The sequence below is a fragment of the Streptomyces sp. NPDC090445 genome (assembly GCF_044769385.1).
Taxonomy (GTDB): domain Bacteria; phylum Actinomycetota; class Actinomycetes; order Streptomycetales; family Streptomycetaceae; genus Streptomyces.
Window position 1 is genome coordinate 52,382 of the sequence record NZ_JBIVXV010000002.1, and the last position, 13,739, is coordinate 66,120.

Here is a 13,739-nt window from a genome sequence, read left to right on the forward strand (position 1 = left end):
ACATGACGCTCACTCTGGAAGACCGGGCGGCAGGCTGCCTCGTCGGGGCCGCCGTCGGCGACGCCCTCGGCGGCCCGGTGGAGGGCTGGTCCCCGGACCTGATCGCGCAGCGCCACGGCGGCCGCGTCCACGGCATCGTCGGCCCCTGGTACGAGGACTGGCGCACCGCCCGGCCCGTCGCCCCGTACCACAAGGGCGACGGCCACGTCACCGACGACACCCTGATGACGCACGCCCTGGTCCGGGTCTACGAGGCCGTACGGGACCACCTGGACGCGTACGCGGTCGCCGAGCACCTCGTCCCGGACCTGATGACCCGGCCGCGCTGGATCCCCGAGCTGGAGGCCGAGGCCCTCCCCCTCCAGCGGATCTTCCTCGCCGAGAAGTGGATCGTGGCCCGCCTGCACTACGGGCACGCCGATCCGCGCGAGGCGGGCAGCGGGAACATCGTCAACTGCGGTGCGGCGATGTACATGGCGCCGGTCGGCATCGTCAACGCGGGCAATCCGGCGGGCGCGTACGCGGAGGCGCTGGACGTCTCCGCCGCCCACCAGTCCTCGTACGGGCGGGAGGCCGCGGGTGTCCTCGCGGCGGCGGTGGCGGCGGCGTGCGCGCCGGGGGCGACGGTGTCGTCGGTGGTGGACGCCGCGCTCGCGCTGGCCAAGGACGGCACGCGGGCCGCGATCGAGGCGGTCTGCGAAGCGGCCGGGCGCCACCGGGACTTCGAGTCGGCGCTGGGGCCGCTGCGGGCGGCGGTGGCCCCGTACGACTCGGTCGGCGACGACTACCGCGCGCCGTCGCTGGGCGCCCGGCGGCCGTCCCGGCTGCACTCGATCGAGGAACTGCCGGTCGCGCTCGGCATGCTGGTCGTCGCGGACGGCGCGTACGAGGAAGCGGTGCTCGGGGCGGTCAACTACGGGCGGGACTGCGACTCCATCGCCACCATGGCGGGGGCGGTCGCCGGGGCGCTGGCGGGGGAGGCCGCGGTCCCGGCGGGCTGGGCGAAGCAGGTCGCCGAGGCCAGCCGGCTCGACCTGCACGCGCCGGCGGCGGCGCTGGCCGCGGTGGCCCGGGAGGTCTTCGCCCTGGACCGGTCGCGGCGCCGCGCCCACGAGGCGGCCTTCGCGACGATCGCGGCCCTGTGACGGGCGCCCCGGGCGGGCTGCGGCTGACCTGGGTGCAGCCGGAGGACCTCGTCGGCCACGAGCTGCGGCAGGCCGCCGAGGACGGGCGGGACGCGGAACCGCTGCTGCGCCGCTGGCTGGCCGCGGGCGGCCGCCCGGCCCCCGCCCGGGCCGGCGCCTCCGCCGACCCGGGCCCGCCGGGGCTCCGCGACCTGGCCGCCCGCCTCCTGACCGAACTGGCCGCCCTCCCCCGCCCGTCGGCCGCCGCCGAGCCGTCCGCCTGGCCGGCCGTCGCCGCCGCCTGCGTCCCCGCCCCGGGCCCTGGGCCCATCCCCCGACCGCCCGCCGAACCCACCGGGGCGGCCCCCACCGCGACCGGGCGCACCGGGGCGGACGGCGGCGGGGGCGCACCCGCCGGGAGGCCCGCCGCAGCCGGGCCCGCCTGGGGCGGGAGCCGCGGGGGGTCGGACGGTGGGCTGCGCGGGCGGCTTGAGGCGGCCTGGGTCGGGCGGGCCGTGGGCTGCGTGCTCGGCAAGCCCGTGGAGAAGCTGCCGCTGGAGGGGATCCGGGCGCTGGCCCGGGCGGCCGGGAACTGGCCGCTGGACGACTGGTTCACCGCCCGCGGCGTGCCGCCCGCCCTGCTGGCCGCGTACCCGTGGAACCGCCGCTCCGCCGCCACCTCCCTCGCCGAGAACATCGACGGCACGCCCGAGGACGACGACCTCGACTACCCGCTGCTGAACCTGCTGCTCCTGCGCCGCCACGGCCGCCGCTTCACCACCGCCGACGTCGGCCGGCTGTGGCTGGACGAGCTCCCGGCCGGCCGGGCCTTCACCGCCGAGCGCATCGCGTACCGGAACCTGCTGCTCGGGCTGGAGCCCCCGGCGACCGCCACCCACCACAACCCGTTCCGGGAGTGGATCGGCGCCCTCATCCGCGCCGACGTGCACGGCTGGACCAACCCCGGCGATCCGCGGGCCGCCGCCGAGCAGGCCTGGCGGGACGCCTCGCTCAGCCACACCGGCAACGGCCTGTACGCCGCCCTGTTCGCGGCGGCGGCGATCGCGGAGGCGGCCTCCGGCCGGGCCGACGTCCACACCGCGCTGCGGGCCGGGCTGGCCGTCGTACCACCGGGGGCGCGCCTCGCCGAGGCCGTCCGGCACGCGATCCGGGCGGCGCGCGGGGAACGGGACTTCGACCGCGTCGTGGACCGGCTGCACGCCCGCTACGGTCACTACCACTGGGTCCACTCCGTCCCCAACACCGCCCTCGTCGCCGCCGCCCTGACCCACGCCGACGGCGACTTCACCCGCTCGGTGTGCCGTGCCGTCTCCGGCGGCTGGGACACCGACTCCAACGGGGCGACCGCCGGCTCGATCGCCGCCCTGGTGGCCGGCCGGGTCCCGGACCGCTGGGCCGCGCCCCTGAAGAACCGCCTGGCCACCACCGTCGCCGGCTTCGACGGCATCGGCTTCGACACCCTCGCCCGGCTCACCGCACAGGAGGCAGCACGCTCATGACGGCCATCGCCGTGCTCGGCAGTACGAACATGGACCTCGTCGCCTACGTACCGAAGGCCCCCCGCCTCGGGGAGACCGTCACCGGCCGCGCGTTCCGCACCGTCCCCGGCGGCAAGGGCGCCAACCAGGCCGTGGCCGCCGCCCGGTCGGGGGCGCAGGTGGTGATGATCGGCGCGGTCGGCGCCGACGAGTTCGGCGTACGGCTGCGCTCCGCGCTCACCGCGGCCGGGGTCGACACGGCGGGCCTGCGCACCGTGGAGGGCGCCAGCGGCACCGCGCACATCACGGTCGACGACGAGGGCGGCAACAGCATCATCGTCATCCCGGGTGCCAACGCCCGCGTGACGGGCCTGGAGGAGGGCGACGAGGCGCGGATCGCCGCCGCCGGGGCGCTGCTGCTCCAGCTGGAGGTGCCGCTGTCCGCGGTCGGGGCGGCCGCCCGGGTGGCCCGCGCGCACGGCGTGCGGACGGTGCTGACGCCCGCCCCGGCGCAGCCGCTGCCGGCGGAGCTGCTGGCCTCGGTGGACCTGCTGGTGCCCAACGAGCACGAGGCGGCGGCGCTGACCGGCCTGACGGACCCCCGCCAGGCGGCCGCGGCACTGCTGGGGCGGGTCCCGGAGGTGGTGGTCACGCTGGGCGCGGCGGGCGCGCTGTACGCGGCGCGGGGGCGGGAGCCGTACACGGTGCCCGCGCCGCGGGTGCGGGCGGTGGACTCCACGGCGGCCGGGGACACGTTCGCCGGGGCGCTGGCGGTGGCGCTGGGCGAGGGCCGGCCGGTACGGGAGGCGCTGGCGTGGGCGGCGACGGCGGCGTCCCTGTCGGTGCAGCGGCCCGGGGCCCAGGACTCGATGCCGGCACGGGCGGAGACCGACGCGGCCTTCGCCGCCGGCGCCGCCTCATGACCCCGCCGCCGGACGGGACGGCGGCCCCCGGGGGCGGGCCGCTGGCCGGGCTGCGGGTGCTCGATCTCGCCACGTTGTTCGCCGGGCCGCTCGCCGCCACGCTGCTCGGCGACTTCGGGGCCGAGGTGGTCAAGGTCGAGCATCCGGGCCGCCCCGACCCCTCCCGCGGGCACGGCCCCGCCAAGGACGGGATCGGCCTGTGGTGGAAGCTGCTGGGCCGGAACAAGCGGACGATGACCCTCGACCTGTCCACCCCCGGCGGCCGGGACACCCTGCTGCGGCTGGCCGCCACCGCGGACGTGGTCGTCGAGAACTTCCGCCCCGGCACCCTGGAGCGGTGGGGCCTGGGCTGGGACGAGCTGTCCGCCGCCAACCCGCGGCTGGTCCTGGCCCGCGTCACGGCCTTCGGCCAGCAGGGCCCGTACGCCCGCCGGCCCGGCTTCGGCACCCTCGCCGAGGCGATGAGCGGCTTCGCCGCGATCACCGGGGAGCCGGACGGCCCGCCGACCCTGCCGCCGTTCGGACTCGCCGATTCGATCGCGGCGCTGACCTGTGCGTACGCCGTGATGACGGCCCTCGCCGGACGCGACCGCACCGGCCGCGGGCAGGTCGTGGACCTGGCGATCATCGAGCCGATCCTGACCGTGCTGGGCCCGCACCCGCTCTGGTACGACCAGCTCGGCTACGTCCAGCCGCGCACCGGCAACCGCTCCGTCAACAACGCCCCCCGCAACACCTACCGCAGCGCCGACGGCCGCTGGCTGGCGGTGTCGACGTCGGCGCAGTCCGTGGCGGAGCGGGTGCTGCGGCTCGTCGGCCGGCCCGAGCTGGCGGCCGAGCCGTGGTTCGCGACCGGCTCGGGCCGGGCCGCGCACGCGCCCGTGCTCGACGAGGCCGTCGGCGACTGGATCGCCCGCCACAAGGCCGACGACGTCGTCACCGCCTTCGAGGAGGCCGAGGCGGCGATCGCCCGGGTGTACGACGTACGGGACGTCCTCGCCGATCCGCAGTTCGCGGCCCTGGACACGGTCACCGAGGTCGAGGATCCGGAGCTCGGCCCGCTCCGGATGCAGAACATCCTGTTCCGGCTGTCCGAGACCCCGGGCGCGATCCGCTGGGCGGGCCGCCCGCACGGCGCGGACACCGACGCCGTCCTCACCGAACTCGGCCTGACCGAGGCCGAGATCAGCGCACTCCGGCTGGAGGGGGCACTGTGATCCTGACCTGGCTCTACGTACCCGGTGACCGCCCGGAGGTGGTCGCCAAGGCCCTGCGCTCGGGGGCCGACGCCGTCATCGTCGACCTGGAGGACGCCGTGTCGGCGTCCCGCAAGGAGTACGCGCGGGCGGCCACCGCCGAGCTGCTCGCCGAGCGGCCCCCGGTCGCCGTCCACGTCCGCGTCAACGCCCTCGCCTCCCCCTGGGGCGGCGCCGACCTCGCCGCGCTGACGGGGAAGCGGGGGCTGGCCGGGCTGCGGCTGCCGAAGATCACCGCCCCGGAGCAGATCGTCCAGGCCGCCGACCGCACCGGCGGGGTGGCCCTGCACGCCCTGCTGGAGTCGGCGCTGGCCGTGGAGCGGGCGTACGAGATCGCCCGCGCGCACCCCGCCCTGCGCGGGCTGTCCCTCGGGGAGGCCGACCTCCGCGCCGACCTGGGCATCAGCGCGGAGGCGGGGCTGGACTGGCCGCGCTCGCGGGTGGTGGTCGCCGCCCGGGCCGCCGGGCTGCCCCCGCCCGCCCAGTCGGTGTTCCCCGACATCCGGGACATGGAGGCGCTCGCCGCCTCCTGCGCCCGGGGCCGGGCGCTGGGCTTCCTGGGCCGGGCGGCGATCCACCCGCGGCAGCTGCCGGTGATCGAGCGGGCCTACCTGCCGGCCCCGGAGGAGGTCAGCGCCGCCGAGGAGATCGTCGCCGCGGCGCGGCGCAGCCCGGGGGCGGTGGCCCTGCCCGACGGCCGGTTCGTCGACCCGGCGGTCCTGGCCGGCGCGGAGCGGGTCGTCGCCCTGTCCCGCCGGGAGTCGCCGGCCTTCTCCTGACGGCCCCGCCCGCGGTCAGGTGTTGAGGGGCGACCAGAGCCACTGGCCGCCGACGCGGACGTACAGCCGTTTGTTCGCCGAGTCGACGGCCATCGTGCCGTCCACCGGCTGCCGGGTGAAGGAGGCGTCGGTGACCGGGCCGGGGACCAGGCGCAGCGGCGGGTTGGCGGCGTTCCTGACGGGGACGGTGCCGCCGGACTGGCCGCCCTTGGTTCCGTAGCTGTTCTCGACCCGGAAGTCGCCGCTGCTCGACTGCTCGTAGTAAATGTGCGGGCCGGCGGGTGCGGTCTCGTAGTGGCCGACGACGTTGCGGAGCACGGCGGTGGAGCCGGGACCGGAGTAGAGGGCGACACCGGCGTTGACGGTGGGCTTGCCGCCGTTGGCGATGACCACGTTCTCCAGGGCGCTCGCGGCGGCCGCCCAGGCGATGATGTTCTGCGCGGTGGCGGGGGCTCCGGCCGCGAAGTCGCCGGCGTAGCAGTAGATGTTCGTGGCGTAGACGTGCCGGCAGCCGGCATCGGTCTTCAGGTGGGGGCCGCCCTGCATGCGGGAGGTCTCGAACTTGCAGTCCGTGAGGTAGATCCCGTTGGGGTTGTTGGTGGTGACGGCGCCCTGGCCGATCCACAGCGCGCCGGTGCCGAAGGCCTCCAGGCGGCAGCCGATGAAGTGGATCTGGTTGACGTTGTCCTCGCTGTGGCCCCAGGAGCCCTGGGTGGCGGAGGAGGCGTTGCGCAGCCAGATGTTGGGCTGCTTGGTGCTGCCGGCCGGGCCGGTGCACTCCTCGATGACGAGGTTGTAGAAGCGGGAGTCCCAGAATTCCACGGCGTCGATGCACATGTCGTTGTTGGCCGACATGAAGACGTCGCGGAAGTACGAGTTGTTGTTGTAGTAGAGCTCCAGCAGCAGGCCGGTCTTGCGGTTGCCGTTGAAGCCGAGGTTCTCGATCGAGCAGTAGCGGCGGTGGGTGGCGCCCGTGGAGTAGGCGGGGCCGGTGCCGGACATCTTCAGCAGGGTGCAGTCGGCGCCCTTGACCAGGGTGGAGGTCTTGGCGCCGGAGCCGGTCAGGCGGATCCCGTCGCCGTCGACGCTGAGGGCCGCGGTCTTCCCGGCGGCGGGCCGGACGAGATAGCTGCCGGCCGGGAAGTGGACCGTACCGCCGCCGGCGGCGCGGGCGGCGTCCAGGGCCCGCTGGACGGCGGGCGCGTCGTCGGTGGCGCCGTCGCCGACGGCGCCGTACGCCTTGACGTCGAACCAGTCCGGAACCGATGCCGCGGCGGCCGGTGCGGCGGCGGATATGGAGGCCGCCCCGGCCAGTCCGGCGACGGCTGCGGCCCCGGTCAGCAGCACCTTGCGGCGCTCGGTCATGTCGTCCCGCCCCTCACGATGTGGATCTTCGGGGGTGATCATGCCAAACGGGGGAACGGCGAGAGGGGCGCCACGCTGCGGCGTGGCGCCCCTCTCGGCGGTGTGCTGCCCGGCGGGGTCCGGTGGCGGGCAGGGCCCGGACCGGACCGGCCGACCGGGTCAGAGCTTCTTGGCCTCCGCGTCGGCGGGCTTCGCGTCCGCCCCCTTCGCCTGGGCGGGCTTCGCGCCGCCCGCCTTGGCCTCGGCGGCCTTGGCCTCGGCGGCCTTCGCATCCCCGGCCTTGAGGACCCCGGCCTTGGTGTCCCCGGCCTTCGCCGCGGCGTCCCCGGAGGGGCCGCGGTCGGGCTCGACGACCGCCTCGCGACCCGGGCGCAGCTTCGCGGAGAACACGAAGTAGATCACGGCCAGCAGGAAGACGACGATCGAGGTCCAGACGTTGAGGCGCAGGCCGAGGACGAGGTGGGCCTCGTCGACCCGCAGGTACTCGGTCCAGACGCGGCCCAGGCAGTACGCGGCCACGTACAGAGCGAAGGCGCGGCCGTGGCCGAGCTTGAACCGCTTGTCGGCCCACAGCACCAGCCCGGCGACGCCGAGGCACCACAGCGACTCGTACAGGAAGGTCGGGTGGTAGGTGCCGGCGACGCGGTTGGCGCCGTCGCTGATCTTCAGCGCCCACGGGAGGTCGGTGGCGCGCCCGTAGAGCTCCTGGTTGAACCAGTTGCCCCACCGGCCGATGGCCTGGGCCAGGGCGATGCCGGGGGCCAGGGCGTCGGCCCAGGCGGGCAGCGGGATGCCGCGGAGGCGGCAGCCGATCCAGGCGCCGAGCGCGCCCAGCGCGATCGCGCCCCAGATGCCGAGGCCGCCCTCCCAGATCTTGAAGGCGTCGACCCAGTTGCGGCCTTCGCCGAAGTACAGCTGGTAGTCGGTGATCACGTGGTAGAGGCGGCCGCCGACCAGGCCGAACGGGACCGCCCACACGGCGATGTCCGCGACCGTGCCCGGCTTTCCGCCGCGTGCGATCCAGCGCTTGTTGCCGAGCCAGACGGCGACGAAGACACCGATGATGATGCAGAACGCGTAGCCGCGCAGCGGGATCGGTCCGAGGTGGACCACGCCGGTCGACGGGCTGGGGATGTAGGCAAGTTCCATGGCAGGACCGACGCTACCCTGCCGGGCGGTGCGGATCGCAACCCGCCCGGCAAGCTGCCATCAAATCGACACCTGGCGTGCACGGCGCTCCCGGACCGGACCGTCTCGTTCCGCCGGGCCGTGCGCCGGCCGCGCCCGGCCGGGCGTCAGCCCTGCCCGGCCGCCCCTGTCGCCTCCGCGGACGAGCCCCCGGTCCGCTAGCCGCCGGTACCGGAGCCGGAGCCGGTGCCGGAGCCGGAGCCCTTCGCCCGCGACCCCGGCGAGGCCGAAGCGGAAGCCCCGGAGGAGGCCGATGCCGACGGGGACGCCGAGGCCTTTCCGCCGCCGGTGGTGGCGGTGCCCTTCGCCGCGGCCTCCACCTGCTCCTTCAGCTTCTGCGGGGTGATCGGGTTGGCCTGGTCGGCGAAGAGGTCCTTGCCGTTCAGCTGGATGGTCGGGGTGCCGCGGAAGTCCCCGGCCCGGAACGCCTCGTGCGACTTGGCCACCCAGCTGTTGTGCGTCCCCTTCTCGACGCACTCGCGGAAGGCGGGGGTGTCCAGCCCCTCCACCTTGCCGGCCAGCTCGATCAGCTTCGCGTTGCTGCCGTAGGCGTCGTCGGTCTCCTCCGGCTGGTTCTGGAACAGCACGTCGTGGTACTCGGTGAACTTCCCGGCGTCCTGCGCGCACGCGGCGGCGTTGGCGGCCTTGAGGGAGCCGCTGCCGCCCATGTTCCCGTCGATCAGGGTGACCAGGTGGTACTCGCCCTTGAGCAGGCCCTTGGCCTCCAGCTCGTGGATCGTGTCCTTGTAGTTGACCTCGAAGGACTTGCAGGCAGGGCAGCGGAAGTCCTCCCACACGGTCAGGGTGGACTTGGCCTCGCTGCTGCCGGTCGGGATGGCGAGGGCGTCCTTGCCGGCGGCCCCGGAGGGGACGGCCACCGGGCCCGCCGTGTCCTTGCCGCCCTTGCCGGCGTTGGCCGCGATCAGGCCGACGACGGCCGCCAGGGCCAGTACGCCGACGACCGCCGTCGCCACGACGAGCGTCCGCCGGCGCTTGTCCTTCTTCCTCTCCCGCTCGCGCTCCGCTTGGAGCCGCTCCCGGGCCGATCGCTTCGCTTGGCGGTTCGCACCGTCGTTCATCTCGCTCACGGTCGGCCAAACGAAGCAGGGAGGCACTCCCGTGCCTCCCTGCCCCCAGATCCACCCGATCGGGCTACAGAACCTCCGCGGGGCCCGCGCCCGGGTCAGCTCCTGCGTACGCCTTCCGCAAGTTCGCCCGCCAGCGCCCGTACGGCCGCCAGCCCGGCCGGCAGGTCCGGCGCGTCCAGCAGCAGCTTCACGAACGCCGAGCCGACGATCACCCCGTCGGCGAAGCCGGCGACCTCCTTGGCCTGGACGGCGTTGGAGACGCCGAGGCCCACGCACACCGGGAGCCCACGGCCACCGGCGGTGGTGCGGGTGCGGCGGACCAGCTCCTGGGCCTCGTGGCCGACCGACTCGCGGGTGCCGGTGACGCCCATCAGGGAGGCGGCGTAGACGAAACCGGAACCGGCTGCCGTGATGGTCGCCAGGCGCTCGTCCTTGCTGCTGGGGGCGACGACGAAGACGGTGGCCAGACCGAGCCTGTCGGCGTGCTCGCGCCACAGCGCGGACTCCTGGACCGGCAGGTCCGGCAGGATGCAGCCGGCGCCGCCGGCCGCGGCGAGCTCGGTGGCGAACCGCTCCACGCCGTACCGGTCGATCGGGTTCCAGTACGTCATCACCAGGACCGGGGCCCCGGTCGCCTCGTGGGCCTCGCGGACGGTGCGCAGCACGTCGGCGATCTTGACGCCGCCGCGGAGGGCGATGTCGTCGGCGGTCTGGATGACGGCGCCGTCGAGGACGGGGTCGCTGTGCGGGAGGCCGACCTCGACGATGTCGGCGCCGCCCGCGATGACGGCCTTGACGGCCTCGATGCCGCCGTCGACGGTCGGGAAGCCCGCCGGGAGGTAGGCGACGAGGGCGGCGCGGTCCTCGGCCTTCGCCTTGGCGAGGGTGTCGCTCAGCAGCTGGATGCGGCCGGTCTTCTCGTTGCTCACTTCGACTCCCCCTCGGCGTTGTCGTACAGCCCGAAGTAGCGGGCGGCCGTGTCCATGTCCTTGTCCCCGCGGCCGGAGAGGTTGACCACGATCAGGCCGTCCTCGCCCAGCTCGCGGCCGAGGTCCAGGGCGCCGGCGAGGGCGTGGGCCGACTCGATGGCCGGGATGATGCCCTCGGTGCGCGAGAGCAGGCGCAGGGCCTGCATGGCGGCGTCGTCGGTGACCGCGCGGTACTCGCCGCGGCCGGTGTCCTTGAGGTAGGAGTGCTCCGGGCCGATGCCGGGGTAGTCCAGGCCGGCCGAGATGGAGTACGGCTCGGTGATCTGGCCCTCCTCGTCCTGGAGGACGTACGAGCGGGAGCCGTGCAGGATGCCGGGCTCGCCGGCGGTGAGGGTGGCCGCGTGCTCGCCGGTCTCGACGCCGTGCCCGGCGGGCTCGAAGCCGACGAGGCGGACCTCGGTGTCGGGGATGAAGGCGTGGAAGAGGCCGATGGCGTTGGAGCCGCCGCCGACGCAGGCGGCGACGGCGTCGGGCAGGCGGCCGGTGCGCTCCAGGATCTGGCGGCGGGCCTCGACGCCGATGACGCGGTGGAAGTCGCGGACCATGGCCGGGAAGGGGTGCGGGCCGGCGACGGTGCCGAAGAGGTAGTGGGTGCGGTCGACGTTGGCGACCCAGTCGCGGAAGGCCTCGTTGATGGCGTCCTTGAGGGTGCGCGAGCCGGACTTCACGGCGATGACCTCGGCGCCGAGCATGCGCATGCGGGCCACGTTCAGGGCCTGGCGCTGGGTGTCGACCTCGCCCATGTAGATGGTGCAGTCGAGGCCGAAGAGGGCGCAGGCGGTGGCGGTGGCCACGCCGTGCTGGCCGGCGCCGGTCTCGGCGATGACGCGGGTCTTGCCCATGCGCTTGGTGAGCAGCGCCTGCCCCAGCACGTTGTTGATCTTGTGCGAGCCGGTGTGGTTGAGGTCCTCGCGCTTGAGGAAGATCCGGGCGCCGCCGGCCTGCTCGGCGAAGCGCGGCACCTCGGTCAGGGCGCTGGGGCGGCCGGTGTAGTTGACCATGAGGTCGTTCAGTTCGGCCGCGAAGGCCGGGTCGTCCTTGGCCTTGCGGTACTCGACGGCCACTTCGTCCACGGCGGCGACGAGCGCCTCCGGGATGAACTTGCCGCCGAAGTCGCCGAAGTAGCCCTCGGCGTCGGGGACGTGACCCTCCGGGTCCGGGATGAAGAACTCGCTGGCGCTGGACATGCCCAGTCACTCCTACGGGATGCGTGGTGCGGCGGGTGGTGGTCACCGTAGTGCGCCGCCCGCCCGTGACACGCACACCACACCCCGCGCGGGGGTGTGGGTGGGTACGGTGCGGGGGCCCGCGCCCCGGGGCGGCCGGACGGGCCGGCCTGCACGGGGCTGGGGGCGTGCGGAGGGGCCCGCGGCAGGGTGTGCCTGCCGGGCGGGGCGGTCCGCTACAGCGCGTCTCCGCGACGCCATCGCATGCCGTTGACCTGGCCGGGTTCGGAGCCGATCACGTACCGCACCCGCCGCCCGTGGACGCGCCGGGCCGGGGCGCGGCAGCCGCGGGGGCGGCAGCCGCGCGCCAGGGGCGCGTGGGCCGTCGGCACGCCGGCGGCCGGGCCGTGGCCCGGGCGGGTGCGGACGGAGGGGCGGCGGGTGGGCATGGGTCGGGTCAGCTCCGGCCGTGGCGCAGGGCGGGGTGGGCGCCGGCGGCGACGAGGTCGGCCACGGCCGCCTTCGGGTCGCGTCCGGTCACCAGGGACTCGCCGACGAGGACAGCGTCCGCGCCCTCGTTGGCGTAGGCGATCAGGTCGTGCGGGCCGCGGATGCCGGACTCGGCGACCTTGACGATGTGGGCCGGGATCTCGCCGACGACGCGCTCGAAGGTGGAGCGGTCGACGGTGAGGTCCTTGAGGTTGCGGGCGTTCACGCCGATGATCTTCGCGCCGGCGGCGACCGCGCGCTCGATCTCCTCCTCGTCGTGGACCTCGACGAGCGGGGTGAGGCCGATGGACTCCGCCCGCTCGATGAGGGAGACGAGGGCCTCCTGCTCCAGGGCCGCGACGATCAGCAGCACGAGGTCGGCGCCGTAGGCGCGGGCCTCCCACAGCTGGTACGCCGTGACGATGAAGTCCTTGCGGAGGATCGGGATGTCCACGCGTGCGCGGACGGCCTCCAGGTCGGCCAGCGAGCCGCCGAACCGGCGCTGCTCGGTGAGGACGGAGATGACCGCCGCACCGCCCGCCTCGTAGTCGGCGGCAAGTCCGGCAGGGTCGGCGATCGCGGCCAGCGCACCCTTGGAGGGGCTGGAGCGCTTGACCTCGCAGATCACCTTGACGCCGTCACCGCGCAGGGCTGCGACGCCGTCCTTGGCCTGGGGCGCCTTGGCGGCACGCTCCTTGAGCTCGTCGAGGCTCACGCGGGCCTGCCGTTCGGCAAGGTCTTCGCGGACCCCTTCGATGATCTCGTCGAGCACACTCACGCGAGCGGCCCCCTTCCGGGTCGATGACGGTCGGCCGCCTTGCAGACACGTACAACTGCAAGGTCAGCAATCAAATGGTATCCGCCCTGGGCGTTGCTCTCCGCACGTGGTTGACGGCGTCCCATTAAATGGACATTCGGAATCTCGGCTTCATATAGGACTCAGGGGGCCAGTGCGGAACCGAACGGCAGGTTCCGGACGACCGAGAAGACCAGCGCCACCCCGCCCAGGGCCCACCAATACGGTGCGGGCAGGGCGAAACGCCGGGTGGGCGTGCCACGCCAGGCCCCAAACAGCCAGACGGCCATGACACCGGCGAAGGCGAAGTAGCCGATCACGGCCACGGCATTCGCCCCGAAAGCCGTGATCAGATCGCCGTGGGCGAACGCATGGGCGCTGCGCAGTCCGCCACATCCGGGGCACAGGATTCCGGTGACGCGGAAAAGCGGGCAGACCGGATAGTGGCCGGGTTCATTGGGATCCACGGCGCCTACGTACGCAAATGCCGCGGCGGCGGAGAACAGCCAGAGCGCCGGCCCGGCCAGCCTGCGGACCCGGGAGACGGGCACGGCCGGTGCCGGGGCCACGGGACCGTCCGGGGGTTCGGGACCGGCCGGGGCCACGGGACCGGCCGGGGCCGGCGGCACGGGCCCGGTGAAGGCCGGCGCGGGGGAGGTGCGGGGGGCTTCCACGCGCTGATTCTCCTCGGTGACGGCGAAAGGCGCAGCCCGACCGGGCCGCGCCTTTGCGTGTCCGCTGCGGGACTCGGGCCTGGGGAGGCCGGGCCCGGCGGGTCAGGCCCGGGAGGTCAGGCCCGGAGATCAGGCCTTGGAGGCGGCGATGACCTTGGCGAGGTCGTCGTGGGCGGGCTTCGGAGCACCCATGCCCGCGGCCCGCATGGCCATGCCCACGACACCGCCCAGCACGACGACGGCCATACCGGCCCAGAACCCGACCGGGTTCGCCAGCACCATGAAGGCGCCGGCGACGCAGAAACCGATGAAGGCGATGACGACACCGGTCCAGGCGGCCGGGGTGTGTCCGTGGTTGCTGCCCGCCATGAGTTGCTCCTCGTTTTGCTCTGTCGCACGTGCT

Annotated in this window: 14 protein-coding genes; 5 read left to right on the forward strand and 9 right to left on the reverse strand. The window is 74.7% G+C overall.

Going from position 1 to position 13,739, the window contains the following annotated elements:
* The first annotated feature begins 2 nt into the window (after positions 1-2).
* Genes ACIQUT_RS04930 through ACIQUT_RS04950 form a run of 5 tightly spaced genes read left to right on the forward strand, consistent with a single transcriptional unit; the run spans position 3 to position 5,581 of the window.
* Positions 3-1,145: an ADP-ribosylglycohydrolase family protein gene (locus ACIQUT_RS04930; RefSeq protein WP_403559473.1), complete on the forward strand. Its 1,143-nt coding sequence runs from the start codon at positions 3-5 to the stop codon at positions 1,143-1,145.
* Positions 1,142-2,644, forward strand: a complete 1,503-nt coding sequence (locus ACIQUT_RS04935; protein WP_403559476.1) for an ADP-ribosylglycohydrolase family protein — start codon at positions 1,142-1,144, stop codon at positions 2,642-2,644. The genes ACIQUT_RS04930 and ACIQUT_RS04935 overlap by 4 nt, the downstream gene beginning before the upstream one ends.
* On the forward strand, positions 2,641-3,546 hold the full coding sequence (gene rbsK, locus ACIQUT_RS04940) for a ribokinase (protein WP_403559478.1): 906 nt from the start codon (positions 2,641-2,643) through the stop codon (positions 3,544-3,546). Before ACIQUT_RS04935 ends, rbsK begins: the two co-directional genes overlap by 4 nt.
* Positions 3,543-4,763 carry a CaiB/BaiF CoA transferase family protein gene (locus tag ACIQUT_RS04945; protein ID WP_403559481.1) on the forward strand — a complete coding sequence of 407 codons (1,221 nt, stop codon included), beginning with the start codon at positions 3,543-3,545 and terminating at the stop codon, positions 4,761-4,763. The genes rbsK and ACIQUT_RS04945 overlap by 4 nt, the downstream gene beginning before the upstream one ends.
* Positions 4,760-5,581 carry an HpcH/HpaI aldolase/citrate lyase family protein gene (locus tag ACIQUT_RS04950; protein ID WP_403559484.1) on the forward strand — a complete coding sequence of 274 codons (822 nt, stop codon included), beginning with the start codon at positions 4,760-4,762 and terminating at the stop codon, positions 5,579-5,581. Before ACIQUT_RS04945 ends, ACIQUT_RS04950 begins: the two co-directional genes overlap by 4 nt.
* Before the next feature lie 15 nt (positions 5,582-5,596).
* Here ACIQUT_RS04950 and ACIQUT_RS04955 read toward each other — a convergent pair whose 3' ends face one another.
* The 9 genes from ACIQUT_RS04955 to ACIQUT_RS04995 all read right to left on the reverse strand — a co-directional run bounded on the left by ACIQUT_RS04955 (position 5,597) and on the right by ACIQUT_RS04995 (position 13,705).
* A complete protein-coding gene (locus ACIQUT_RS04955) occupies positions 5,597-6,946 on the reverse strand; it encodes a glycosyl hydrolase family 28-related protein (protein ID WP_403559487.1) in 1,350 nt (449 codons plus the stop codon).
* 159 nt (positions 6,947-7,105) lie between these two features.
* Positions 7,106-8,095 (reverse strand): prolipoprotein diacylglyceryl transferase, encoded by a 990-nt coding sequence (gene lgt, locus ACIQUT_RS04960; RefSeq protein ID WP_403559490.1) that lies wholly within the window; start codon positions 8,093-8,095, stop codon positions 7,106-7,108.
* Positions 8,096-8,292: 197 nt separating this feature from the next.
* Positions 8,293-9,213: a DsbA family protein gene (locus ACIQUT_RS04965; RefSeq protein ID WP_403559493.1), complete on the reverse strand. Its 921-nt coding sequence runs from the start codon at positions 9,211-9,213 to the stop codon at positions 8,293-8,295.
* 104 nt (positions 9,214-9,317) lie between these two features.
* Positions 9,318-10,151: a tryptophan synthase subunit alpha gene (gene trpA / locus ACIQUT_RS04970; RefSeq protein ID WP_403559495.1), complete on the reverse strand. Its 834-nt coding sequence runs from the start codon at positions 10,149-10,151 to the stop codon at positions 9,318-9,320.
* Positions 10,148-11,398, reverse strand: a complete 1,251-nt coding sequence (trpB, locus tag ACIQUT_RS04975) for a tryptophan synthase subunit beta (RefSeq protein ID WP_403559498.1) — start codon at positions 11,396-11,398, stop codon at positions 10,148-10,150. Before trpB ends, trpA begins: the two co-directional genes overlap by 4 nt.
* A 215-nt stretch (positions 11,399-11,613) precedes the next feature.
* Positions 11,614-11,826: a tryptophan biosynthesis modulator TrpM gene (gene trpM, locus ACIQUT_RS04980; protein WP_256987859.1), complete on the reverse strand. Its 213-nt coding sequence runs from the start codon at positions 11,824-11,826 to the stop codon at positions 11,614-11,616.
* A gap of 8 nt (positions 11,827-11,834) precedes the next feature.
* Complete coding sequence (trpC, locus tag ACIQUT_RS04985) at positions 11,835-12,644, reverse strand: indole-3-glycerol phosphate synthase TrpC (RefSeq protein ID WP_361088113.1); 810 nt, start codon at positions 12,642-12,644, stop codon at positions 11,835-11,837.
* A 161-nt stretch (positions 12,645-12,805) separates the two neighbouring features.
* Complete coding sequence (locus ACIQUT_RS04990) at positions 12,806-13,336, reverse strand: DUF2752 domain-containing protein (protein WP_403559502.1); 531 nt, start codon at positions 13,334-13,336, stop codon at positions 12,806-12,808.
* Positions 13,337-13,465: 129 nt separating this feature from the next.
* Positions 13,466-13,705 carry an HGxxPAAW family protein gene (locus tag ACIQUT_RS04995; protein ID WP_403559505.1) on the reverse strand — a complete coding sequence of 80 codons (240 nt, stop codon included), beginning with the start codon at positions 13,703-13,705 and terminating at the stop codon, positions 13,466-13,468.
* Positions 13,706-13,739: the final 34 nt, after the last annotated feature.

Coding starts and splice junctions, on each gene's coding strand:
- ACIQUT_RS04930 (WP_403559473.1), top strand. CDS start 3: ATGACGCTCACTCTGGAAGACCGGGCGGCAGGCTGCCTCGTCGGGGCC.
- rbsK (WP_403559478.1), top strand. CDS start 2,641: ATGACGGCCATCGCCGTGCTCGGCAGTACGAACATGGACCTCGTCGCC.
- ACIQUT_RS04945 (WP_403559481.1), top strand. CDS start 3,543: ATGACCCCGCCGCCGGACGGGACGGCGGCCCCCGGGGGCGGGCCGCTG.
- ACIQUT_RS04955 (WP_403559487.1), bottom strand. CDS start 6,946: ATGACCGAGCGCCGCAAGGTGCTGCTGACCGGGGCCGCAGCCGTCGCC.
- lgt (WP_403559490.1), bottom strand. CDS start 8,095: ATGGAACTTGCCTACATCCCCAGCCCGTCGACCGGCGTGGTCCACCTC.
- ACIQUT_RS04965 (WP_403559493.1), bottom strand. CDS start 9,213: ATGAACGACGGTGCGAACCGCCAAGCGAAGCGATCGGCCCGGGAGCGG.
- trpB (WP_403559498.1), bottom strand. CDS start 11,398: ATGTCCAGCGCCAGCGAGTTCTTCATCCCGGACCCGGAGGGTCACGTC.
- trpM (WP_256987859.1), bottom strand. CDS start 11,826: ATGCCCACCCGCCGCCCCTCCGTCCGCACCCGCCCGGGCCACGGCCCG.
- ACIQUT_RS04995 (WP_403559505.1), bottom strand. CDS start 13,705: ATGGCGGGCAGCAACCACGGACACACCCCGGCCGCCTGGACCGGTGTC.